General features: G+C 68.5%; 20 protein-coding genes. 14 read left to right on the plus strand and 6 right to left on the minus strand.

The features are described 5' to 3' along the window. Window positions 1–58: 58 nt before the first annotated feature. The 4 genes from mptB to ACWEWT_RS08760 all read left to right on the plus strand — a co-directional run bounded on the left by mptB (window position 59) and on the right by ACWEWT_RS08760 (window position 4681). On the plus strand, window positions 59–1771 hold the full coding sequence (gene mptB, locus ACWEWT_RS08745; protein ID WP_452557732.1) for a polyprenol phosphomannose-dependent alpha 1,6 mannosyltransferase MptB: 1713 nt from the start codon (window positions 59–61) through the stop codon (window positions 1769–1771). Beyond that, window positions 1768–2700, plus strand: coding sequence for an ABC transporter ATP-binding protein (locus ACWEWT_RS08750; protein ID WP_452557733.1), 933 nt, complete (start codon window positions 1768–1770; stop codon window positions 2698–2700). Before mptB ends, ACWEWT_RS08750 begins: the two co-directional genes overlap by 4 nt. Before the next feature lie 145 nt (window positions 2701–2845). After that, window positions 2846–3640, plus strand: coding sequence for an ABC transporter permease (locus ACWEWT_RS08755; RefSeq protein WP_452558075.1), 795 nt, complete (start codon window positions 2846–2848; stop codon window positions 3638–3640). A 66-nt stretch (window positions 3641–3706) separates the two neighbouring features. After that, window positions 3707–4681: a COX15/CtaA family protein gene (locus ACWEWT_RS08760; protein WP_452557734.1), complete on the plus strand. Its 975-nt coding sequence runs from the start codon at window positions 3707–3709 to the stop codon at window positions 4679–4681. 268 nt (window positions 4682–4949) lie between these two features. Here the strand turns inward: ACWEWT_RS08760 and ACWEWT_RS08765 are convergent, their stop codons facing one another. Next, entirely contained in the window at window positions 4950–6185 is a 1236-nt protein-coding gene (locus tag ACWEWT_RS08765) for a PucR family transcriptional regulator (RefSeq protein ID WP_452557735.1), read from the minus strand. 138 nt (window positions 6186–6323) lie between these two features. Continuing rightward, window positions 6324–6674: a hypothetical protein gene (locus ACWEWT_RS08770; RefSeq protein ID WP_452557736.1), complete on the minus strand. Its 351-nt coding sequence runs from the start codon at window positions 6672–6674 to the stop codon at window positions 6324–6326. 137 nt (window positions 6675–6811) lie between these two features. Here ACWEWT_RS08770 and ACWEWT_RS08775 point away from each other — a divergent pair, with 137 nt between their 5' ends. Continuing rightward, window positions 6812–7777, plus strand: coding sequence for a quinone oxidoreductase family protein (locus tag ACWEWT_RS08775; RefSeq protein ID WP_452557737.1), 966 nt, complete (start codon window positions 6812–6814; stop codon window positions 7775–7777). 21 nt (window positions 7778–7798) lie between these two features. On the opposite strand, the gene ACWEWT_RS08780 is transcribed toward ACWEWT_RS08775, so the two are convergent. After that, the gene (locus ACWEWT_RS08780; protein WP_452557738.1) at window positions 7799–8401 is read right to left on the minus strand and encodes a TetR/AcrR family transcriptional regulator; all 603 of its coding nucleotides are present in this window, start codon (window positions 8399–8401) and stop codon (window positions 7799–7801) included. Window positions 8402–8497: 96 nt separating this feature from the next. On the opposite strand from ACWEWT_RS08780, the gene ACWEWT_RS08785 reads away from it, so the two are divergent. Continuing rightward, entirely contained in the window at window positions 8498–9925 is a 1428-nt protein-coding gene (locus tag ACWEWT_RS08785; RefSeq protein WP_452557739.1) for an FAD-dependent monooxygenase, read from the plus strand. Between the two features lie 29 nt (window positions 9926–9954). Here ACWEWT_RS08785 and ACWEWT_RS08790 read toward each other — a convergent pair whose 3' ends face one another. Continuing rightward, on the minus strand, window positions 9955–10851 hold the full coding sequence (locus ACWEWT_RS08790) for a heme o synthase (RefSeq protein ID WP_452558076.1): 897 nt from the start codon (window positions 10849–10851) through the stop codon (window positions 9955–9957). Between the two features lie 443 nt (window positions 10852–11294). On the opposite strand from ACWEWT_RS08790, the gene tkt reads away from it, so the two are divergent. The 5 genes from tkt to pgl are packed head-to-tail and all read left to right on the plus strand — an operon-like array spanning window position 11295 to window position 17800. Beyond that, the gene (gene tkt, locus ACWEWT_RS08795; protein WP_452557740.1) at window positions 11295–13436 is read left to right on the plus strand and encodes a transketolase; all 2142 of its coding nucleotides are present in this window, start codon (window positions 11295–11297) and stop codon (window positions 13434–13436) included. Between the two features lie 6 nt (window positions 13437–13442). Then, complete coding sequence (gene tal, locus ACWEWT_RS08800) at window positions 13443–14579, plus strand: transaldolase (protein ID WP_452557741.1); 1137 nt, start codon at window positions 13443–13445, stop codon at window positions 14577–14579. 5 nt (window positions 14580–14584) lie between these two features. After that, complete coding sequence (gene zwf, locus ACWEWT_RS08805) at window positions 14585–16159, plus strand: glucose-6-phosphate dehydrogenase (protein ID WP_452557742.1); 1575 nt, start codon at window positions 14585–14587, stop codon at window positions 16157–16159. Next, window positions 16156–17067, plus strand: coding sequence for a glucose-6-phosphate dehydrogenase assembly protein OpcA (gene opcA, locus ACWEWT_RS08810; RefSeq protein ID WP_452558077.1), 912 nt, complete (start codon window positions 16156–16158; stop codon window positions 17065–17067). The genes zwf and opcA overlap by 4 nt, the downstream gene beginning before the upstream one ends. Further along, a complete protein-coding gene (pgl, locus tag ACWEWT_RS08815) occupies window positions 17057–17800 on the plus strand; it encodes a 6-phosphogluconolactonase (protein WP_452557743.1) in 744 nt (247 codons plus the stop codon). Before opcA ends, pgl begins: the two co-directional genes overlap by 11 nt. Here pgl and ACWEWT_RS08820 read toward each other — a convergent pair. After that, window positions 17792–18301, minus strand: a complete 510-nt coding sequence (locus ACWEWT_RS08820) for an anthrone oxygenase family protein (protein ID WP_452557744.1) — start codon at window positions 18299–18301, stop codon at window positions 17792–17794. The genes pgl and ACWEWT_RS08820 overlap by 9 nt on opposite strands. An 85-nt stretch (window positions 18302–18386) precedes the next feature. On the opposite strand from ACWEWT_RS08820, the gene ACWEWT_RS08825 reads away from it, so the two are divergent. Beyond that, on the plus strand, window positions 18387–18992 hold the full coding sequence (locus tag ACWEWT_RS08825) for a TetR/AcrR family transcriptional regulator (RefSeq protein WP_452557745.1): 606 nt from the start codon (window positions 18387–18389) through the stop codon (window positions 18990–18992). A 149-nt stretch (window positions 18993–19141) separates the two neighbouring features. On the opposite strand, the gene ACWEWT_RS08830 is transcribed toward ACWEWT_RS08825, so the two are convergent. Continuing rightward, on the minus strand, window positions 19142–19579 hold the full coding sequence (locus ACWEWT_RS08830; protein ID WP_452557746.1) for a DoxX family protein: 438 nt from the start codon (window positions 19577–19579) through the stop codon (window positions 19142–19144). A 91-nt stretch (window positions 19580–19670) separates the two neighbouring features. Between ACWEWT_RS08830 and ACWEWT_RS08835 the strand changes: the two genes are divergently transcribed. Together ACWEWT_RS08835 and ACWEWT_RS08840 are read left to right on the plus strand one after the other, a co-directional pair. Then, window positions 19671–20240: a WHG domain-containing protein gene (locus ACWEWT_RS08835; RefSeq protein WP_452557747.1), complete on the plus strand. Its 570-nt coding sequence runs from the start codon at window positions 19671–19673 to the stop codon at window positions 20238–20240. A gap of 75 nt (window positions 20241–20315) precedes the next feature. Beyond that, complete coding sequence (locus ACWEWT_RS08840; protein WP_452557748.1) at window positions 20316–22559, plus strand: thiamine pyrophosphate-dependent enzyme; 2244 nt, start codon at window positions 20316–20318, stop codon at window positions 22557–22559. Window positions 22560–22644: the final 85 nt, after the last annotated feature.

Raw genomic sequence — 22644 nt, forward strand, 5'->3', positions numbered from 1 at the left:
TGCGTGATGCCGCGGCCCGGGGACCGTCGGCGCCTCCGGCGAACTAGTCTCGATGACCGTGGCAGGACAGGCAGGCGCAGCGGCGTCGCGCGGGCAGCGCGCACTGAAATCGGTGCGACGCGCCCTCGGACTGGATGTCCCGCCCTCGGACCACACCATCGCGATTCTGCACAGCGACGAATCAGAGGTCCCGGGGCTCGATCGCCGGGAGCGGGCCCAGCTGGACCGGATCCGGCTGATGGGCGCCACCGGCACCGTGCTCATGGCGATCAGCGCGCTCGGCATCGGCGCCCAACCGGTACACCAGAACCCGACCTCGGGAATGCGCGTCCTCGGTATCTTCGCGCGGGCGCACACCGGATCACTGGCCATGTGCATGGTCGGCACCGTGACCGTCGTACTGGCGTGGTTGCTGCTCGGGCGGTTCGCCGTCGGCGGACTCGGCGGTTCGCCGCTACACCGGCTGACCCGCCGCCAGTTCGATCGCACACTGCTGCTCTGGATCATCCCGCTGTGCGTGGCACCGCCGATGTTCAGCAACGACGTCTACTCGTATCTCGCGCAGAGCGAGATCGCCGCCCGCGGTATCGACCCCTATCTGGAAGGACCGGTCGCCGGGCTCGGCATCGACAATGTGCTCACCAACAACGTTCCCAACATCTGGCGCGAGACGCCCGCACCCTATGGGCCGCTCTTCCTGTGGATAGGGCACGGGATCGCCGAGATCACCGGCGAGAACATCCTGGCCGGGGTGTGGGTACACCGATTGCTGGCACTGGCGGGAGTGGCGCTCATCGTCTGGGCCCTTCCGCGCCTGTCCGTACGCTGCGGAGTGGCCCCGGTGAGCGCGTTGTGGCTGGGGGTCGCGAATCCGCTGGTGCTGTTCCACCTCGTCGGCGGTGTGCACAACGACGCGCTCATGCTCGGTCTGATGCTGGCCGGCCTGGAGTTCATGCTGCGCGCGATCCACGGACTGCCCGGCAACGGTGGGCCACCGCCGCTGGACGGCCGCGGCTGGGCACTGCTGGCCGGCGGGGCGGTCGTGATCAGCCTGTCCTCGTCGGTCAAGGTCACCTCGATCATCGCGCTGGGCTTCGCGGGGATGGCGCTCGCCCGCCGCTGGGGCCCGGGTCTGCGCCCGATCCTGGCCGCCGCCGGACTGCTCGGGCTGATCGCGGTAGCGGTGACGGTGGTGATCAGCACCATGAGCGGTCTCGGTTTCGGCTGGCTCTACACGCTGAATACGGCCAATGCGGTACGCAGCTGGATGTCACTGCCCACGGCGCTGGGAATCGTCACCGGATTCGGCGGCGTACTACTCGGCCTGGGTGATCACACCACCGCGCTACTGAGCATCACCCGGCCCATCGCTGCCGTGGTGGCGGGATTCATCACCGTGCGAATGCTCGTCGCCACCTGGACCGGGCGCCTACATCCGGTCGGTGCGCTGGGGGTTTCGCTGGGCGCGATCGTCCTGCTGTTCCCGGTGGTCCAGCCCTGGTATCTGCTGTGGGCCATCGTGCCGATGGCCGCGTGGGCCACCCGCCCGGCCTTCCGGGCTCCGGCGATCGGTATCTCCGCGGTGGTCAGTGTGATCCTGATGCCACGCGGCGCCGACCTCGAGGTGTTCCAGATCGTGGGGTCGGCCGTGGCAACGGTGATCGTGTCGCTGCTGTTCATCGTGGTCACCCGGAACGCTTTGCCCTGGCGAGCACAGCAGGGGGTGTCGGCCCCGTCACAGCCGGCCGGGGCCTACGGTGGGACCTCGTGACCGCTTCCCGCGTACCCGCCGTACAGGTGGACCACATCGCCAAACGCTACGGCGAGACGATCGCGGTGGACGGTATCGGTTTCACCATCGAACCCGCCCAGGTCTTCGCCCTCCTCGGGCCGAACGGCGCCGGTAAGACCACCACGGTGGAGATGTGCGAGGGTTTCGTCCGCCCGGACTCGGGGCAGATACGGGTACTCGGCCTCGATCCCGTCGCCGATTCCGAACAGTTGCGGCCCCGGATCGGCGTAATGCTGCAGGGTGGCGGCGCCTACCCCGGCGCGCGGGCCGGCGAAATGCTGGATCTGGTCGCCGCGTATTCGGCGAACCCGCTGGACCCCGCGTGGCTGCTCGGCGTCCTGGGCCTGGCCGACCATCGCCGGACCCCCTACCGCCGGCTCTCGGGTGGCCAGCAGCAACGGCTGTCGCTGGCCTGCGCGCTGGTGGGCCGCCCGGAGATCGTCTTCCTCGACGAACCGACCGCCGGTATGGACGCACAGGCGCGGATCATGGTGTGGGAGTTGATCGATGCGCTGCGGCGCGACGGTGTGAGCGTGCTGCTGACCACCCATCTCATGGACGAGGCCGAGGAGCTGGCCGACCATCTGGTGATCGTCGATCACGGGCGGGTCGTCGCCTCGGGTACTCCGGCGGAGGTCACCGCGCACGGCGCGGCCGGTCAGCTACGTTTCGCGGCACCGCCCAAACTCGACCTCGAACTGTTGCGGATGGCCTTACCGGAGGGTTTCGCCCCGCAGGAGACCAGCCCCGGCTCGTATCTGGTGGAAGGCGAGATCAATCCGCAGGTACTGGCGACGGTGACGGCCTGGTGCGCCCGGGTGAACGTACTGGCCACCGATATCCGGATCGATCAGCGTCGGCTGGAGGACGTCTTCCTGGAATTGACCGGACGGGATCTGCGCGCATGATGCGTTACTGCGATACTGCGACACCTCCGCCTTCGCTACGGCCGCCGCGGACCGCATCCCGCGGCCTCGAAGGAGGACGAGCGATGCGATACCTCCGCCTTCGCTACGGCCGCCGCGGACCGCATCTCACGGCTCCGAGGGAGGCATCGTGACCAAGCCTGATCTGACGGCCAATCGGTTCGAAGCGGGGACCTTCGCGCCGGGGCCGCGGCCCGCGCCGCGTCCGGCCATGCTCGCGGCTCAGACGCGGCTGGATCTGGTACTGCTGCTGCGCAACGGGGAGCAGTTGCTGCTCACCATGTTCATTCCGATCACCCTGCTGATCGGGCTGGCGTTGCTCCCGTTCGGCGATATGGGGCCGGACAAGATCGACAAGATCGTGCCGGCGGTGATGATGGTGGCGGTGATGTCGACCGCGTTCACCGGGCAGGCCATCGCGATCGGTTTCGATCGGCGCTACGGCGCGCTCAAACGACTCGGCGCCACGCCGCTGCCGCGCTGGGGCATCGTCGCGGGCAAGAGCGGCGCCGTCCTGCTCGTGGTGGTGCTGCAGGCGGTACTGCTGGGGTTGATCGGGGTGGCACTGGGCTGGCGGCCGACACCGCTGGGGCTGCTGCTGGGCGCGGTCCTGATCGCGCTGGGCACCGCCACGTTCGCGGCGATGGGGCTGCTGCTGGGCGGCACGCTCAAGGCCGAAGTGGTACTGGCCCTGGCGAATATCCTCTGGTTCGTCATGCTCGGTATCGCCAGTGTGGTCTTCGCCTCCGACGAACTCCCTGCGGCCGTGCACACACTGGTGCGGCTGGTGCCCTCGGGCGCGCTGGCGGTCGCGCTGGAACACGCGCTGGCCGGCGGTGTCGACTGGCTGGGGATCGGGGCACTGATCGTGTGGGGTACGGTCGCCGGCCTGCTGGCGGTGCGCTGGTTCCGGTTCGAATAACCCACCCACGACAAGTTGTAGTAGTCCGGCTGCGGACCGGTCCCGGCCGCCCGCTACCATCGTGACGTGCTGTATCGCGCATTCCTGCGACTCGTCGACCGGCTGCCACTGCCGTCACGGCGCACCCAGCTCCTGATCGCGCTCGCCGTGATCGCCTCCCAGGCCGGTATCGCCGTGACCGGCGCGATCGTCCGGGTCACCGCGTCCGGTCTGGGCTGCCCCACCTGGCCGCAATGCTTCCCGGGCAGTTTCACCCCGGTCGGGGTCTCCGAGGTGGCCGTGGTCCATCAGGTGGTGGAGTTCGGCAACCGCATGCTGACCTTCGCGGTCACGCTGTGCGCCGCGCTCATCGTTCTGGCGGTCACCCGCGCCCGGCGGCGGCGCGAAGTACTCGTCTACGCCTGGCTCATGCCCGCGGGCACTGTATTGCAGTCCGTCATCGGCGGGATCACGGTACTGTCCGGCCTGCTGTGGTGGACGGTGGCGCTGCATCTGCTCGCCTCGATGCTCATGGTGTGGGTGGCCGCTGTGATGTACGCGAAGATCGCCGCCCCCGACGACGGCGTCGAAACGGTTCGCGCCCCGGAGCCGCTGCGCCTGCTCACCGCGCTCAGCGCGGTGGCGCTGGCCGGGGTGCTCGTGGCCGGCACGCTGGTCACCGGCGCCGGTCCTCATGCCGGTGACAAGAGCATCGAACGCCCGGTCGCCCGGCTCGAGGTGGAGATCGTCACCCTGGTGCATCTGCACTCGCAGTTGCTGATCGGCTATCTGGCCCTGCTCGTCGGCCTCGCGTTCGGCCTCTTCGCGACGGGTATCACGAAACCGGTGCGCGACCGTCTGTTCGTGCTGATCGGACTGGTTCTCGCGCAGTCGGCGGTCGGTATCGTCCAGTACTTCACCGATGTTCCGGCGGCGCTGGTCGCGATCCATGTGGGTGGCGCGGCCCTGTGCACCGCCGCGACCGCCGCGCTGTGGGCCGCGCTGCGAACACGTGAACCGCTACCCGAACACGTCGTGACAGCGGACGCCCAGCCTGCTTGACCCGGGCGCCCGGAAGACCGGACCACAGGGGATCCCGGGTACCGGAAGCCGGCCGCGGCTACCGGCGGACAGCCACCGGGCCACCCTGCGACGATCCACGGTGAGAAGGTTCCACCGGCGCGGCGGGCACGCGTATCCGGCGCTCGTGTCACTCGACGGTGGAGATGGGACAGGACCTCGCCCGAGGCCTATCGGCGGAACCCCGGTACCGGCGGTTCCCGACAGGCCCGCGCGAACATCCGCCATCGTCCGGGGAGATCGGATGGTCTCAGGTCGTGGCACCCGGCCCGTTCCGATAACTGCGGGCGACCAGCGCCGAGGTCAGGTACCACAGCCCGGTGGGGACAGCCGGGTCGAATCCGGTCAGCATCCGGACCCTTTTGAGTCGGTAGTCCAGCGTATTGGTGTGCATATGCATGAGCCGGGCCGTGCGCTGCCGGTTGAAATTGTTCGCGATGTGCTGCCGCAGCGTTTCCAGCAGTTCGGGATGTTCGTCCAGCGGGTCGAGGATGGCGCTGAGATGTTCGCGCGCCGGGCCCGGCCGGGTGATCTGGAATTCCAGGGCCAGATCGGTGAACCGGTGCAGTCCACCGCCGTCGGTGATGCGCTGCACGGTGTCGAGGAGTTCGTGGGCGCGGTCGGTGGCGTCGGGGATCTCGGCCGTGGCCGCGGTGACCACGGTGCCGATAACCGGCACCTGCGCGGCCTGCGCCAGGCGCGCGATCAGTTCGTCCAGTGCCTCGTCCGGGAATGCCTCGGCCGGTAGCAACACCGTGCCGCCGTCGATACTCAGCAGCGAGAGTGCCTTCTCGCCGCAGCTGCGGGCCAGTTCGGCCTGCAGCCGGCGCAATTTGCGCCGCGCGACGATCCGTCCGTCGACCTGCTGCGCGGATTCGTCCGGATGCGGCGGCAGGGCCAGGGCCAGCACCTGATAGGACCCCGCGATCTCGATCCCGCATTCGCGGGCCATGGTGGCGGTGCTGTGCCCGCCGAGCAGCGCCGAGGTCAGCGTATGGACCGCGGTGTGATGTTCGGAGACCACGCCCCGGTATTCACCCACATACGCCAGCGCCACTTCCGAGGTGATGGTGTCCAGGATCTCCAGCATCCGCCGCGCGGTGGCGACCAGTGTCGCCGAATCCGCCGGTCCCGCAGTGGACATGATGCGGTCGAAACCGAGTTTGAAGCCCTCGTGGATGGCGTGGTTGATGGTGTCGATCGGAATACCCTCGCGCGCCCATTCGGCGGCGGCCTCCCGGACCTGTTCGATCTTCTCCGGCAGCTCCCGGCCGTCGAGCCGGCTCAGGGTGAGCTCCAGGCACAGGCGGGTCACCGCGGTGACATCGCCCTGGAGCGCGTCTCCCGGCAGCGTGCCGCACGGCGCGACGTGTTCGACGAAATGACCGACCATCTGACGCGACAGGGTCGACACATCCCGTAGGTGGTTCGAGATCGGACGGCCGGACACCGTGAGTCTGGAACGGGTCGGACTGCTGACCGTCATATCGGCTCCTTCTACCCCGGGGCTGACGCTCGAGGCACTAACGGTAGCGCGAACCGGTTACTCGTCAGTAGTTTTTGCTCGGGAAACTGTTCGAGCTACCTGATGCCCGGGCGGCCCACCTGTGAGCACCCACAGGTGTCACTTCTCGTTGCGCGCCTTCGGAAACCGCGTCTGACCGGCGACCCAGCCGGCCATCTTCGCCCAGTGCCCGGTACGCGGAGTGGTGCGCGAGACCAGTTCCCGCTCCCAGCCGGCGGCGGCGGTCAGCCCGTCCACCGCGTCGACCACAGCCTGCGCGGCGGCCGTATCGGCGACCATCCGGTCCCCGAGGACCCCGTCGGAGCCGACCAGCGTGATCCGGACACCCCGGCGGCCGACCGGCTGCAGTACGGCTTCGGCCGAGCCTCCGTGCGCGGCGACGAACTTGCGCACCGATTCGACGATCTCCTTCGGAGCGTCGACGGTGACGGTGGCGGTATCTGCACTCATGCCGAGGAGTTTACCGGCGAGTAGGAACCCGATCCGGGCGCGGCCCGAAGCACCTGGTCACCCCGCCGAGCAGCGGTAGCGAGCACAGTGGTGGACCCCTGAATACCGGACAGGTGGGCCCGTGTAGAACTGGACCCATGCGCGCTATCCAGGTAGACCGGCACGGCGGTCCGGAAGTGCTGACCCTCGCCGAGGTTCCCGACCCGGAACCCGGACCGAATCAGCTACTGGTCGATATCGATGCCGTCGGCGTGAATTTCATCGACACCTATTTCCGCACCGGCACCTATCCGCGCCCGGTGCCCTATATTCCGGGTTCCGAGGGTACCGGAGTGGTGGCCGAAATCGGTTCCGGGGTCACCGGATTCGCCGTCGGCGACCGGGTGGCCTGGGCAGCCGGGCCGAACAGCTACGCCCCCCGCGCGGTGATCGACGAAGCGGTCGCGGTGGCGGTTCCCGGCGATATCGATCCGGCGGTGGCCGCCTCGGCGCTACTGCAGGGGATGACCGCGCACTACCTGATCGAATCGGTCTACCGTCCCGAACCGGGCGAGACGATTCTGGTCCACGCGGGTGCGGGCGGTGTCGGACTGCTGCTCACCCAACTCGCGGTCGCGCGCGATATCCGGGTGATCACCACGGTGTCCTCCGACGAGAAGGAAGAGCTGTCACGCGGCGCCGGCGCCGCGGAGGTACTGCGCTACGGCGATGATCTCGCCGACCGGGTCCGCGAACTGACCGGCGGCGAGGGCGTCGCGGCGGTCTACGACGGAGTGGGCGCCGCCACCTTCGACGCCAGCCTCGCTTCGCTGCGGGTCCGCGGCACGCTCGCGCTGTTCGGTGCGGCCAGCGGACCCGTGCCGCCGGTGGATCTGCAACGACTCAACGCGGCGGGTTCGGTTTTCGTGACCCGGCCCAATATCGCCCACTACACCCGCGATCGCGCCGAGCTGGACTGGCGGGCGGGCGATATCTTCGAGGCCGTCGCCGACGGTTCGCTCACCGTCCGGGTCGGCGCCACCTATCCGCTCGCCGAAGCCGAGCAGGCACACCGCGATCTGGAGAGCCGCAAGACCACCGGTTCGATCGTCCTGCTGCCCTGACCCGCTGGGCCGGGCGCGGGCTCAGTAGTCGCGCCCGGTCAAGCCGCGATAGACGAAACGGGTCAGGCTTGCCACCGCTTCGTCGTCCGAGATCTGTACCGCGCCGTCCTCCACCCCGGCCGAGATTGCCTGGACGAGATAGAACATCATCGCCAAGCTGGTGTCGACCGTGCCCGGCAGCGTCATACCCTTCGCCGTCAAACCGTCCAGGTGGTCGGCGATGTCCTGGCGCTGGTCCGCGCCGAATTGCGCCATCTCCCGGGCGAATTCCTCGTTGACCAGCGCAGCCTGTCCCATCGCCCGCATGACCGCAGCGTGCTCGCGGGCAAAGTGCCAGAAGCCGGCTATATGGAATCGGACAGCGTCGGGATCACTGAAATCCGGGTTGTGCCCGGCCTGCCCGGCCTGTTCGTCCCCGGCCGCCCCCAGATCGGCGAGCAGCGCTCTGAGCAGTTCCTCTTTGCTCGCGAAATGGTTGTAGAACGACCCCGCCGACCGGCCCGCCGCCGCCGTGATGTCGGCGATCTTGGTGTTCAGATATCCGCGTTCCGCGAAGACCCGCCGGGCCGCGGCCTTCAGCGCCTGCTCGGTTTCTTCCGCCCGTTCTCGACGGCTCGATCCCACCGACGTCACCTCCTTGACACGGCAACCTACCAACCCCAATACTGAATATAGATTCACTGAATCTATATTCATCCAATTCGTCGATCAGGGGTCCTCATGTCGCCTTCCGTCCTCATCACCGGTGCCGGTCCCACCGGACTCACCCTCGCCCTGGACCTGGCCCGCCGGAACATCGCCGTCCGCATCATCGACAGGGCCGTCGAGTTCTGCCCCGGATCGCGCGGCGACGGTATCCAGCCCCGGTCGCTCGAAGTGTTCGACGATCTGGGGGTGCTCGAGGCTGTGCAGAAGTCGGGCGCCCCGGCGCCGGTCATGCGGGCCTTTTTCGACGGGCAGCCGGTCGGCGAGCACCGGATGGCCGAGCCCGTCGACCCCACCCCGGCGGTCCCCTACCCCAACGGCTGGTTTCTCGGGCAGGCACAGACCGAGGCGATCCTGCGGGACCGGCTGGCGGAGTTCGGGGTGCAGGTAGAACTCGGCACGACGCTCCTGTCGTTCACTCAGGACGATACGAGCGTCACGGCGCGCATATCGAGCGACCGGGGCACGGAAACCGTGCGGGTCGCCTACCTGATCGGCGCCGACGGCGGCGGCAGCACCGTCCGCAAGCAGGCGGGGATCGCGTTCGAGGGAACCACCGACGAATCATTGCGCATGCTGCTCGGCGATGTCCGCGCCGACGCCCTCGACCACGACTACGGCTACTGGTTCGCCGCGGCCGCGGAGCCGACCCGGGGTATCGCGCTCTCACCGCTACCGGGCGGACGTCATTTCCAGTTCGTCGCGCCCTTCGCCGAGGGCACCGAACCCACCCTGGAGATACTGCAGGCCGCCATGGATCGCTGGTCGGTGCGCACCGACATCACTTTGACCGACCTGATCTGGGTCACCGTGTGGCGACCCAATATCCGGCTCGCCGAGCGATTCCGGGCCGGCCGCGTGCTGCTCGCGGGCGATGCCGCGCATGTACACCCGCCTACCGGCGGGCAGGGTATGAACACCGGCATCCAGGATGCCTACAACCTGGGCTGGAAACTCGCGGCCGCGCTGACCGGCGACGAGGAGCCGTTGTCGACCTACGAACCGGAACGTCGCGCGGTCGCGGCCCGGGTACTCGGTATCAGTTCCGCACTGCTCGGCAAGCTCGTCGACGGGGCGGACGACGCGATGGAACGCGGCGAGGAGACCCGGCAGCTCGATATCAGCTACCGCGACCCGGCCGATACCCGGCCCGTCACCGCGGGCGACCGCGCGCCCGACGCACCGCTGAAGGGTACCGGCGGACAGCCGCTGCGACTGTTCGATCTCTTTCGCGGGCCGCACGCGACCCTGCTCTGTTTCGGCGTGACAGGCGAGTTGCCCGCGCTGCCCGGCACCCGGAGTTACGCAGTGGTCGAGCCGGGCATCTCGGTCGCCGGCCCCGCGGTGATCGACGTCGAGGGCCACGCCCGCGCTGCCTACCATGCCGGTGCGGGGACCCGGATCCTGATCCGTCCGGACGGCTATATCGGGCAGATCGACTGACAGCGGACAGTGCCGAACGGGGCGCCGGTTCAGCCGAAGAAGACGTCGCCGAGTGTGGTCCAGCCGAGCACCGAATCGACGGCCAGACCGCAGAACACCACCGCGAGATAGTTGTTGGATTGCAGGAACAGGCGCAATGGTTTCACCGATTCCCCGCGGCGCACACCGGCGTAGAGCTGGTGGGCCATCAACAGGAACCAGGCGCCCGCGACCAGCGCGACCGCGGCGTAGACCACGCCGGTGGCGGGAACGAGTGCCAGGGTGGTCAGTACGGTCAGCCAGGTGTAGATGACGATCTGCTTGGTGACGGCCTGTTCGGTGGCCACCACCGGCAGCATCGGTACGCCGGCCGCGCGGTAGTCCTCCTTGTAGCGCATGGCCAGCGCCCAGGTGTGCGGCGGCGTCCAGAAGAAGATCACGCCGAACAGCGCCAGGGCGGGCCAGCCGATGTTCCCGGTGACCGCCGACCAGCCGACCAGCGCGGGCATACAACCGGCGGCGCCACCCCAGACCACGTTCTGCGGGGTACGCCGCTTCAGACCGAGTGTGTAGACGAAAACGTAGAACAGGATGGTCGCGACGACCAGTACGCCGCTGAGGAGATTGGCCTGCCACCACAGCCAGGCGAACGAGCCGATACCCAGGACGACGCCGAAGACGAAGGCGTGCGAGGTCGGTACCGCGTCCCGGGCCAGGGGCCGTTTGGCGGTCCGCTTCATCACCTTGTCGATATCGGCGTCGGCCACACAGTTGAGGGTGTTGGCGCTGGCCGCGCCCATCCAGCCGCCGAAGAGGGTGGCCAGGATCAGCCCGATATCGATCTGCCCGCGATCGGCCAGCAGCATGGTGGGGATGGTGGCCACCAGCAGCAGCTCGATGACACGGGGTTTGGTGAGCGCGATATAGGCGAGCGGGCGGCGGGCGATGTGGGCGAGTTTCGCGCTGCCGAGGACGCGGTCCGCGGATGCCGGGGCGGAATCGTGGGCGCCGCCGACCCCCGTGTCATGACCGATCCGCACTATCTCTCCTCGCACGCTGTGCTTCGCATCCGGTTTGGGAAGGAGCAGCGCGCGGCTGCGACGCGGCTACTACTACGCACGATGGTAGACCCACACCCGGCACACACTGCCGCTCGCCCCTGCGCGCTCACCCGGGCACCGGCTCGCGGGGGTGTCGCCCGCGCGGCCGGCCGGGCGGGCCATCCCGGCGGTGACCGGCTCGCGGGACTAGCCGGGGGGCGTGCATCAGGGGCGTTCGGGCGCAATTAGGGTATGGGGTGTATGCGGCGCCACAGTCACCGCGCCGTACCGGTTCGCCGCCCTGCCCGCCCCCAATTTCGACGCCTCGAAATGTCAGGAGAAACACGGTCGTGTCAGTGACAGACGACATCCGCGCCCTCACCCAGCCGAACCTTCCGGACGACTGGACGGATCTGGACACCAAAGCTGTCGACACCGTCCGGGTCCTCGCCGCCGACGCGGTGCAGACCGCGGGCAACGGCCACCCGGGCACCGCGATGAGCCTCGCGCCGCTGGCCTACACGCTGTTCCAGCGCACCATGCGCCACGACCCGGCCGATCCCGAATGGGTCGGTCGCGACCGGTTCGTGCTCTCCTGCGGCCACTCCAGCCTGACCCTCTACATCCAGCTGTACCTGGCGGGTTTCGGACTGGAACTCGATGATCTGCGCAACCTGCGCAAATGGGGTTCGCTGACCCCGGGCCACCCGGAGTACCGGCACACCAAGGGTGTGGAGATCACCACCGGCCCGCTGGGCCAGGGTCTGGCCTCGGCGGTGGGGATGGCGATGGCCGCCCGCCGCGAGCGCGGTCTGTTCGACCCCGAAGCCGAGACCGGTGCCAGCCCGTTCGATCACCACATCTACGTGATCGCCTCCGACGGCGATATGGAGGAGGGCGTCACCTCCGAGGCCTCCTCCCTCGCGGGTACCCAGCAGCTGGGCAACCTGGTGGTGATCTACGACGACAACAAGATCTCCATCGAGGACGACACCACCATCGCGTTCACCGAGGATGTGGCGGCCCGCTATGCGGCCTACGGCTGGCATGTCGAGGTGGTCGAGGGCGGCGAGGACGTCGTCGCGATCGAGGCGGCGCTGGCCGCGGCCAGGGCCGAGACCGGTAAGCCGTCGCTGATCCTGCTGCGCACGATCATCGGCTACCCGGCTCCCACCAAGATGAACACCGGGGCCTCGCACGGCGCCGCGCTCGGCGCCGACGAGGTCGCGGGCACCAAGCGTGCCCTCGGGTTCGATCCCGAGCAGAGTTTCCAGGTGGCCGACGAGGTCATCGCGCACACCCGCAGGGCCGCCGAGCGCGGTGCGCGGGCGCACGCGGACTGGACCCTCGAATTCGACTCCTGGGCCCAGCGCGCGCCCGAGGCCAAGAAACTGTTCGACCGGTTGTTCAACGGTCAGCTCCCCGAGGGCTGGGCCGACGGCCTGCCCACCTGGGAGCCCGACGCCAAGGGCCTGGCCACCCGGAAGGCGTCGGCCAAGGTGCTCGGCGCCCTGGGCCCGGTCCTGCCGGAGCTGTGGGGCGGTTCGGCCGACCTCGCCGAATCGAACAACACCACCATCCCGGATTCGCTGAGCTTCGGCCCCGAATCCATCTCGACCGGGATGTGGAAGGCGAGCCCCTACGGCCGCACCCTGCATTTCGGTGTCCGTGAGCACGCGATGGGTTCGATCCTCAACGGCATCGCGCTGCACGGTCCCACCCGCCCCTACGGCGGCACCTTCCTGGTGTTCAGCGATTACATGCGCCCGGCCGTGCGGCTGGCCGCGCTGATGCGGGTACCGGTCACCTATGTCTGGACCCACGATTCGATCGGTCTCGGCGAGGACGGCCCGACCCATCAGCCGATCGAACATCTGGCCGCGCTGCGCGCGATCCCGGGTCTGTCGGTCGTCCGCCCCGGCGATGCCAACGAGACCGCGTACGCCTGGCGCACCGTGATCGAGAAGCACAGCGGTAAGCACAATTCGCCGTTCGTCTCGAGCGACGCCGTGGGAACCGGTGGCCCGGCCGCCCTGGCGCTCACCCGTCAGGACCTGCCGGTACAGGAGGGCACCAGCCTCGAGGGCGTCGCCAAGGGCGGTTACATCCTGGCCGAGGCCTCCACCGGGATCCCGCAGGTGATCATCATCGCCACGGGTTCCGAGCTCCAGCTCGCCGTGGCCGCGCGCACTACGCTGGAGGAGCAGGGCATCGGTACCCGGGTGGTCTCGATGCCGTGCGTGGAGTGGTTCGACGCGCAGGACAAGGCATATCGGGACGAGGTGCTGCCCCCGGCGGTCGCCGCGCGGGTCGCCGTCGAGGCGGGTATCGCGATGCCGTGGTACCGGTTCACCGGTGACGCGGGCGAGATCGTCTCGATCGAGCATTTCGGCGCCTCGGCCGATCACAAGACCTTGTTCCGCGAGTTCGGCTTCACGCCGGAGGCTGTCGTGGCCGCCGCGCAGCGCACGCTCGACAATGTGAAGGGATAAGGGCCCATGGCACAGAACGAGAACATCGCCGCCCTGGCGGCGGCCGGGGTATCGGTGTGGCTGGACGATCTGTCCCGCGACCGGATCAACTCCGGCAACCTCGCCGAACTGATCGCCACCCGCGGGATCGTCGGAGTCACCACCAACCCGACCATCTTCCAGGGCGCCCTCAGCAAGGGTCATGCCTACGACGAACAGGTCCGCGAGCTGGCCGCTCGCGGCGCCGATGTCGACGCCGCGATCCGCACCATCACCACCGACGACGTCCGCGCGGCCTGCGATGTGCTGGCCCCGGTGTTCGAACGGACCGGCGGAGTCGACGGACGGGTCTCCATCGAGGTCGATCCGCGGCTGGCCTTCGACGCCGACAAGACGGTCGCCCAGGCGGTCGAACTGTGGAAGATCGTCGACCGGCCGAATCTGTTCATCAAGATCCCGGCCACCGAGGCGGGTCTGCCCGCGATCACCGCGGTGATCGAGGAGGGCATCAGCGTGAATGTCACGCTGATCTTCTCGGTGCGGCGGTACCGCTCGGTCATGGGCGCCTATCTGGACGGGCTGCGCAAGGCGCGGGTCGCCGGCCACGATCTGGCCAAGATCCATTCGGTGGCGTCGTTCTTCGTATCCCGGGTGGATACCGAGATCGATAAACGCCTCGAGGCCATCGGTACGCCGGAAGCGCTGGCGCTGCGCGGTAAGGCCGGGGTAGCCAATGCCCGCCTCGCCTATGCCGAGTACGAGGACGTTTTCGCGCCGGGTGGCGGCCACGTCTCCACCTACGATCACCTGGCCTCGGCCGGTGGCAACCGGCAGCGGCCGCTCTGGGCCTCGACCGGCGTCAAGAACCCCGACTACTCGGACACGCTCTACGTGACCGAACTGGTCGCGGCGAATACGGTGAACACACTGCCGGAGAAGACGCTCGAGGCCGTCGCCGATCACGGCGAGGTCCGCGGGGACACCGTCTCCGGCACCGCCGCGGAAGCGAACGAAGTCTTCGATCAGCTGCGCGCGGCCGGTATCGATCTCGACGATGTGTTCGCGGTCCTCGAGCGCGAGGGCGTGGAGAAGTTCGAGAAGTCCTGGGAGGAACTGCTGGAGGCCACCACGGCCGAACTCCAGTCTGCCGCAGGAGGTAACTGACTCAGATGGCCGGCGCTCCGGAGAGCACAGAGACGGCATCCGGCACCCCGTGGCGTAATCCGCTGCGGGACAGCCGGGACAAACGGATGCCGCGCATAGCGGGCCCGTGCAGCATGGTGATCTTCGGGGTCACCGGTGATCTGTCCCGGCGCAAGCTCATGCCGGCCATCTACGATCTGGCGAACCGGGGGCTGCTGCCCCCGGGTTTCGCGCTGGTCGGTTTCGCCCGGCGGGAGATGACGGACGGAGATTTCGGCGCGATCGTGCACGATGCCGTCCGCGAACACGCGCGGACCCCGTTCCGCCAGGAGGTCTGGGATCATCTGGCGGAGGGATTCCGCTTCGTCCAGGGCACCTTCGAGGACGGGGACGCGTTCGGCCGGCTCGCCGAAACGCTGTCCCAGCTCGACGACGAGCGGGGTACCGGCGGTAATCACGCCTTCTATCTGTCGATTCCGCCGAACACCTTCCCGGTGGTGCTGGACCAGTTGCACCGGCACCAGCTCACCAGTTCCGCGGCCGCACTGGGGCGCGCGCCGTGGCGGCGGGTCGTGATCGAGAAGCCGTTCGGGCACGATCTCGACAGCGCGCGGCAGTTGAACGCGCTGGTGAACCGAGTGTTCCCCGAGGAGACGGTGTTCCGGATCGATCACTATCTCGGTAAGGAGACGGTGCAGAACATTCTGGCGCTGCGCTTCGCCAACCAGTTGTTCGATCCGATCTGGAACGCCAATTACGTGGACCACGTCCAGATCACCATGGCCGAGGATATCGGCCTGGGTGGCCGGGCCGGATACTACGACGGTATCGGCGCCGCCCGCGACGTCATCCAGAATCACCTGCTGCAACTGCTGGCGCTCACCGCCATGGAGGAGCCGATCAGCTTCGAACCCCGACAGTTGCAGAACGAGAAGATCAAGGTCCTCTCCGCCACCAAGCTCGTGGAACCGCTCGACGAGACCACCGCCCGCGGTCAGTACGCGGCCGGCTGGCAGGGCGGCCAGGAGGTGGTGGGCCTGCTGGACGAGGAGGGTTTCGATCCGCAGTCGCGCACCGAGACCTATGCCGCGATAACCCTGGAGGTCGATACCCGGCGCTGGGCCGGAGTGCCGTTCTACCTGCGCACCGGTAAACGGCTGGGCCGGCGGGTCACCGAGATCGCGGTGGTGTTCAAACGCGCCCCGCATCTGCCCTTCGATCAGACCATGACCGAGGATCTCGGCGAGAACGCACTGGTCATCCGGGTCCAGCCGGACGAGGGCATCACCATGCGTTTCGGGTCGAAGGTGCCCGGATCGTCGATGGAAGTGCGCGATGTGAACATGGACTTCAGTTACGGCGAGGCGTTCACCGAATCGTCCCCGGAGGCCTACGAGCGGCTGATCCTGGACGTACTGCTCGGTGAGCCCTCGCTCTTCCCGGTCAATGCGGAGGTCGAATTGTCCTGGCGCATCCTGGATCCGGTCCTCGCCCATTGGGCCACGAACGGGAAACCCGAACAGTACGAGGCCGGCACCTGGGGTCCGGACACCGCCGACGCGATGCTGGCCCGTACCGGCCGGGAATGGCGGCGGCCGTGATCATCGATATCCCCGACACCACGACCGGTGCGGTCACCAAACGGCTGGTGCAGTTGCGTGAGAGCAACGGTGTGATCACCATGGGGCGGGTACTCACCCTGGTGGTGTGCACCCTGGACAGTTCCGAGGCCGAGGAAGCGATCGACGCCGCCAACGACGCCAGCCGCGAACATCCCTGCCGGGTGGTGGTGCTGGCGCGCGGCGACCGGGAAGCGGCGACCCGGCTGGACGCGCAGATCCGCGTCGGCGGGGACGCGGGTGCCGCCGAAGTGATCGTGCTGCGGTTGCAGGGCCAGCTGGTGAATCACGAGAACAGCGTGGTGATCCCGTTCCTGCTACCCGACACCCCCGTGGTGGCGTGGTGGCCGCGCGGCGCCCCGGAATTTCCGTCGAAGGATTCGGTGGGCCGGCTGGCGACCCGGCGGATCACCGACGCCACCTTCGCCCCGGATCCGCAGGCGACCATCAAGAAACGCCACGGTTCCTACGCGGCCGGGGATTCCGATCTGGCGTGGAGCCGCATCACCTACTGGCGGGCGCTGCTCGCCGCCGCGCTGGACGAGCCGCCGTTCGAACCCGTGGAGTCGGTGACCGTCTCCGGCCTGCGCGACGAACCGGCCCTGGATATTCTCGCGGGCTGGCTGGCCCGCCGGTTGAGTTGTCCGGTGCATCGCCGGACCGGGGATCTGCGGGTCGAGTTGCGCCGGAAGTCGGTTTCGGTCGCCATCGCCCGCCCGCAGACCGGCGTCACCGCGACTCTCACCCGCACCGGTGACCCGGTGCAGCGGATAGCGCTGCCGCGCCGCGAAACCCGCGACTGCCTGGCCGAGGAACTGCGCCGGCTGGACGCGGACGAGATCTACGCCGAGGCCCTGGCCGGAATCGAAGGGGTGACCTATGACCACTAGCTCCGAAACCACCGTCGAAGTCCATGCCGACGGCGATGCATTGACCACCGCCGCCGCCCGGCGGTTCGTCGAGGTCCTGGTCGCCGCGCAGGCCGAACGCGGTTCGGCCTCGGTCGTGGTGACCGGCGGCGGGACCGGTATCACGCTGCTGGAGAAGGTCCGCGACAACCCGGGCGATCTCGACTGGTCGAAACTCGAGGTGTTCTGGGGCGATGAGCGTTTCGTTCCCGCCGGTGATCCGGAGCGCAACGAACTCCAGGCCCACCGCGCCCTGCTGGACCACGTTCCCGTGGATCCGGCGCGGATCCACACGGTGGCCACCTCCGACGGTGAATATCCCGATCCCGTGGAGGCCGCCGCCGAATACGCCACCGCCGTACGCGCTCATCTCGCCGCCCACGGCGCCTTCGATCTGCATCTGCTCGGAATGGGCCCCGACGGGCATATCAATTCGCTGTTCCCCGGTCATGCGGACACGATCGGTGAAGAGCGCGAATACGCTGTCGCGGTCACCGATTCCCCTAAACCGCCGCCGGTGCGGGTCACCCTGACCTATCCTGCCATCCGCCGTTCCCGGCATGTGGTGCTGGTGGTCTCCGGTTCCGGTAAGGCCGAACCGGTGGCGGCGGCGGTGAAAGGCGCGGACCCGCTGGAGGTTCCGGCGGCGGGTGCGCACGGATCGGAGTCCACCACCTTTCTGCTGGATGAGGACGCCGCCGCCGGCCTACGCTGATTTCCGCTCGGGCGTCGGGTCCGCGGAGCCGGCGCCGCCCTCGCCGTAGGTGGTGGCGAGGACGACGCCGATCACCAGGACGAACGCGGCCAGTGCGCAACCGGTGCGGAGGAAATGGAACATCTCCCAGCGGTGCAGGATCGCGGCGTAATCCGCCGGTGGCGTTCCCACGGCCCACGCTTTGATGTGCTGATTGATCGGTACGTTCCCGAATCTGGTCACCAGGAAAGACGTGATCACCAGCACCGACGCGCTGCCGGCGATCCAGCGCGACCCCGACCGCGATCGCACCGCCAGTACCAGTGTGCTCAGCACGGCCAAACCCATCAGCGACTGCACAACGGGGCCGTTGACCCGCATCAACGCGGTATGGAAGGTGAAGCGGACGTCGAGGGGTACCGCGCGGAACGCGTACACCACGTTCACCGCCCCGTATCCGAAAGCCCCGGCCAGCAGTCCGGGAAAGAGGAGCGCTGCCGCGCGTACGGGTGTCGACCCCATCGGAACCGCCTTTCGATATCGCAACATGGAGTTGCGTTAATGTCAGCATGCCCGCCTCTCGTAGTTATCGCAACAAGGAGTTGCAATGAATGCCGCACCACTGGGCCGCGGACCGAAGGTTCGCGCAGCCGTACTGGCGACCACCATCGCCGAACTGGGCGAGCACGGATACGCGGCGTTCACCATCGACAATGTGGCGCGCCGAACCGGCGTGCACAAGACCACCGTCTATCGTCGCTGGCCCGACCGTGACACCCTGATCGCCGAAGCACTGACCGCGAGCGTCGCCACGGAAATACCCATTCCCGATACGGGTTCGATCGACGACGATCTGCGAACCCTGGCGAGAAGCCTGGTCGAATGGATCACCAGCCCGGGCGGCCGGGCAGTTCTCGCGGTGCTACCGACCGGCCCCACCGGAGCACCCACCCCCTCGGATCCGGTTCGCCACGTCTTTCGTGACCGCATCCGCCGTGCGCTCCCGCTGGTCGACCGCGCCGTCGCTCGCGGCGAACTGCCCACCGATACCGATGCCGCGGAGCTGATCAAAGCCCTTGTGGCGCCCTTCTACCTGCGCGTACTGATCACCAGCGAAAAGGTGGACAACCGCACCGCCGATACGGCCGCGGCGGTCGCCCTGACCGCCGCGCGGGCCGGAGTCTTCGCCGGTGCCACGCCACCACGACCCTGATCCACCCGGCACACAGCCCGGATCGCGAACCGCCGGACCACGGCACCCGAACCGAGCCGGTGAGTGCTGTTGCGCTGCCGCATTTCACGCGACGCAAGGCCGGTCGCGTTCGCACGACCGGCCCTCGCGACCACACGCGGCGCACCGGATCACCCGAAGGCGACGACGGCGCAGGCTCCGGCGAAGAGCACTTGGACCAGAGTCCGCAGCGGCAGTGGCATCGTCCTGATACCCAGATCCGCCCGCGCGGCCCGGATATTGGCCGGGAACATGACGATCAGCAGAACCAGTAGCGCGACGGCCGCGAACCGCGCGGTGACCGGGACGAGCAATCCGAGCGCACCGGCCAGTTCGAGGACACCGGTGAACGTCACCAACGTGGGTGCGCCGGGCAATTGCGGCGGGACCATGGCGATCAGCCCGTCGCGCCGGGGCTGCAGGAAATGCGCGCTCGCGGTGAGCGCGAACATGACCGCGAGACCCAGCGCTGTGGCGTGCGGCCAGGAGTCGAGCCATTCCGCGCCGAATCCCCAGCCGAGGAGCCGGGCGAACGCGGTGACTACGACAAGAGTGATGAGCGGTGCCATCGGAACTCCTCACGAGCGAATCTAGACACTGCAAAGATACGAGCAGACCGCAAAACTTGTCAATGGCAAGATTATGCGTGAGGATCGGCGTATGGCGAAAACCGGATACCACCACGGCGATCTGCGGTCCGCGATGCTCGCGGCCGCCGCCGACCAGATAGCGGCCGACGGTATCGATGCGATCTCCCTGCGCGCGCTGGCCCGGCGGGCCGGGGTTTCCCATGCCGCCCCGGCCCATCATTTCGGTGACCGCGCGGGGCTGCTGACCGCGCTGGCGGCCGAGGGATTCGAGCTCCTGGCCGTCGAACTGGAAGCCACCTCCGACGCGCGCGCGGCCGCGGTCGCCTATATCCGGTTCGCGCTGCGGTATCCGGGCCATTTCGATGTGATGTTCCGCCGGCGGCTCCTGCGCACCGACGATGCCGGTCTCGTCGCCGCGCGTGCGCGTTCCGGCGCGGCATTGCGCGCGAGCGTGGTCCACGGACAACCCGCGGCCGCCGATGCCGATCAACAGGCAGCCGTCCAGCTCGCTGCCTGGTCACTCGTGCACGGGTTCGCCTCGCTGTGGCGCGAAGGCGCACTGGCGGATTCCCCGCTCGCCTCCTCCACCGATCCGGAAACCGCGGCACAGCGCATGCTCGATACGATCCGGTTCGACTGACCGCGCGTGCGCGACACGACGCGATACGCCGCCGGATCGCCGGGCCACGCATAGGCTGGTGGCGGTGAGGACCCCATGAGCGTCCAGGACCCCGACCAGCGGTTCCGCGCGGAGATCGCGGCGCTGCCGGCCCCCACGCCGACATCATCGGAACCGGTTCTGCCGCCGGGGTTCACCGGACCGGATCTCCTGGAACTGTTCGAAGCGCAGGTGCTGAGCAGACAGACCGATCTCGCTGCCCGCCGGCTCGGCGCGAGCGGGCGGGGCTTCTACAGCATCGGGTCGTCCGGGCACGAAGGGAATGTCGCACTGTCCGCGGCGACCCGGATCACCGATCCGGTCCTGCCGCACTACCGTTCGGGTGCGTTCTTCATCGATCGCGCCCGGCGGGCCGGGATCGCGGACCCGGTGCGCGATCTGCTGCTGGGCGTGGTGGCCGCGGCGGCCGACCCGATTTCCGGGGGCCGGCACAAGGTGTTCGGCAGCGCGGCGGCGAATATCGTCCCGCAGACCTCCACCATCGCCTCACAGCTGCCCCGCGCGGTGGGTCTGGCGTTCGCCCTCGACCGCGCCGACCGGCTCGGGGTGTCGTGCCCGTGGCCATCGGATGCGGTGGTGCTCTGCGGTTTCGGGGATGCCTCGGCCAATCATTCGACCGCGGCGGGCGCGATCAATACCGCTGTCCACACCGCGCATCTGGGCGTTCCCGTTCCGGTGCTGTTCGTCTGTGAGGACAACGGGATCGGGATCAGTGTGCCCACTCCACCCGATTGGATCGAACACGCCTACGGGCACCGGCCGGGCCTGCGCTGGTTCGCGACCGACGGAGGAGATCTCCGCGCCGCGGTCACCACTGCGACAGCGGCGGTCGACTGGGTGCGGACCCGTCGCGGACCGGCTTTCCTGCACCTACGAACGGTGCGCTTGTTCGGCCACGCGGGTTCCGATGTGGAAACCGCCTACCGCGAACCGGCCGCCATCGAGGCCGATCTGGCCCGTGATCCGGTCACCGCGACCGCGCGCTTCCTCGTCCACGCCGGTATCCGCACTCCGCGAGAGCTACTCGACCGCTACGACCGGCTGGCCGCGCAGGTGATCGCGACCGCGGAAGAGGTCTGCCGGGAGCCGAAACTCACCACGGCCGACGCCGTGATCGCACCGCTGGCCCCCGCTCACCCGGACCGGGTGCGCGCGGACGTACTGCGCCGGAACACGCGGGGGCCGATATCGCCCGGCCTGTCTCCCGCCGGACAAGGTGCGGCGGGCGATCACAGCACCCCCGCGGCCGCCGCCGAACCGGTATCGGAAACGCTGGCGCAGGCGATCAACCGCACGCTGGCCGAATTACTCGCGCGCGATCCCGACATCCTGGTATTCGGTGAGGACGTCGCCCGCAAGGGCGGTGTCTACGGGGTCACCAAGGGGTTGTGGAAGCGATTCGGGGCGCGCCGGGTTTTCGATACGTTGCTCGACGAACAGAGCGTTCTCGGTACCGCCTCGGGCACCGGCCTCGCGGGATTCGTGCCGATTCCGGAGATCCAGTACCTGGCCTATGTACACAACGCGCTCGACCAATTACGTGGCGAAGCGGCCACCCTCTCGTTCTTCTCGGCCGGCCGCTACCGCAATCCGCTGGTGGTCCGTATCGCCGGTTACGCCTACCAACGCGGTTTCGGCGGACATTTCCACAACGACAATTCGGTGGCCGCACTGCGCGATATCCCCGGCGTGATCGTGGCCTCGCCGGCGCGGGCCGACGATGCGGCCGCGATGCTGCGCACCTGTGTCTCCGCCGCTCGCGTGGACGGCCGAGTCTGTGTCTTCCTCGAACCCATCGCGCTCTACCACACTCGTGACCTGTACGAACCCGGCGACGAGCAGTGGACGGCCGCGGCCGCGGACCCCGCTCATGTGCCGATCGGCCGGGCGCGCGGGTACGGTGACGGTACCGATCTGACGATCGTCGCCTTCGCCAATTCGGTTCCGATGAGCCTGCGGGTGGCACGCCGCCTGGCACAGCGTGGATTCGGTGTCCGTGTCCTCGACCTGCGCTGGCTCCGCCCGCTCCCCCGTGCGGACCTGATCCGGCATGCTCGGGCCACCGGCCGGGTCCTGATCGCCGACGAGACCCGGCGCAGCGGCGGCGTTTCCGAATCCGTGTGCGCGGAGCTGATGGACGCCGGATTCACCGGCGCCCTGGCCCGGGTCACCAGCGCGGACAGTTTCGTACCCCTGGGACCGGCTGCCGCGACCGTACTGCTGAACGAATCCGATATCGAAGCGGCCGCCGGCCGATTGCTCGCCGCGGACGGTCCGTGACCCGTCCGGTTCCCCTGCCGTGAGTATCCGGCGAACCGGCTGTGCCACGCCGAGTGGGGAACTCGGCCCGGCACACCTCCGATCG

This window comes from Nocardia sp. NPDC003963 (assembly GCF_053605105.1).

Bases quoted from the DNA above. Each gene is read 5' to 3' on its own strand.
- ACWEWT_RS08765 (WP_452557735.1), bottom strand. From the start codon at position 6,185: ATGACGGTCAGCAGTCCGACCCGTTCCAGACTCACGGTGTCCGGCCGT.
- ACWEWT_RS08770 (WP_452557736.1), bottom strand. From the start codon at position 6,674: ATGAGTGCAGATACCGCCACCGTCACCGTCGACGCTCCGAAGGAGATC.
- ACWEWT_RS08775 (WP_452557737.1), top strand. From the start codon at position 6,812: ATGCGCGCTATCCAGGTAGACCGGCACGGCGGTCCGGAAGTGCTGACC.
- ACWEWT_RS08785 (WP_452557739.1), top strand. From the start codon at position 8,498: ATGTCGCCTTCCGTCCTCATCACCGGTGCCGGTCCCACCGGACTCACC.
- tal (WP_452557741.1), top strand. From the start codon at position 13,443: ATGGCACAGAACGAGAACATCGCCGCCCTGGCGGCGGCCGGGGTATCG.
- zwf (WP_452557742.1), top strand. From the start codon at position 14,585: ATGGCCGGCGCTCCGGAGAGCACAGAGACGGCATCCGGCACCCCGTGG.
- pgl (WP_452557743.1), top strand. From the start codon at position 17,057: ATGACCACTAGCTCCGAAACCACCGTCGAAGTCCATGCCGACGGCGAT.
- ACWEWT_RS08820 (WP_452557744.1), bottom strand. From the start codon at position 18,301: ATGGGGTCGACACCCGTACGCGCGGCAGCGCTCCTCTTTCCCGGACTG.
- ACWEWT_RS08825 (WP_452557745.1), top strand. From the start codon at position 18,387: ATGAATGCCGCACCACTGGGCCGCGGACCGAAGGTTCGCGCAGCCGTA.
- ACWEWT_RS08830 (WP_452557746.1), bottom strand. From the start codon at position 19,579: ATGGCACCGCTCATCACTCTTGTCGTAGTCACCGCGTTCGCCCGGCTC.
- ACWEWT_RS08835 (WP_452557747.1), top strand. From the start codon at position 19,671: ATGGCGAAAACCGGATACCACCACGGCGATCTGCGGTCCGCGATGCTC.
- ACWEWT_RS08840 (WP_452557748.1), top strand. From the start codon at position 20,316: ATGAGCGTCCAGGACCCCGACCAGCGGTTCCGCGCGGAGATCGCGGCG.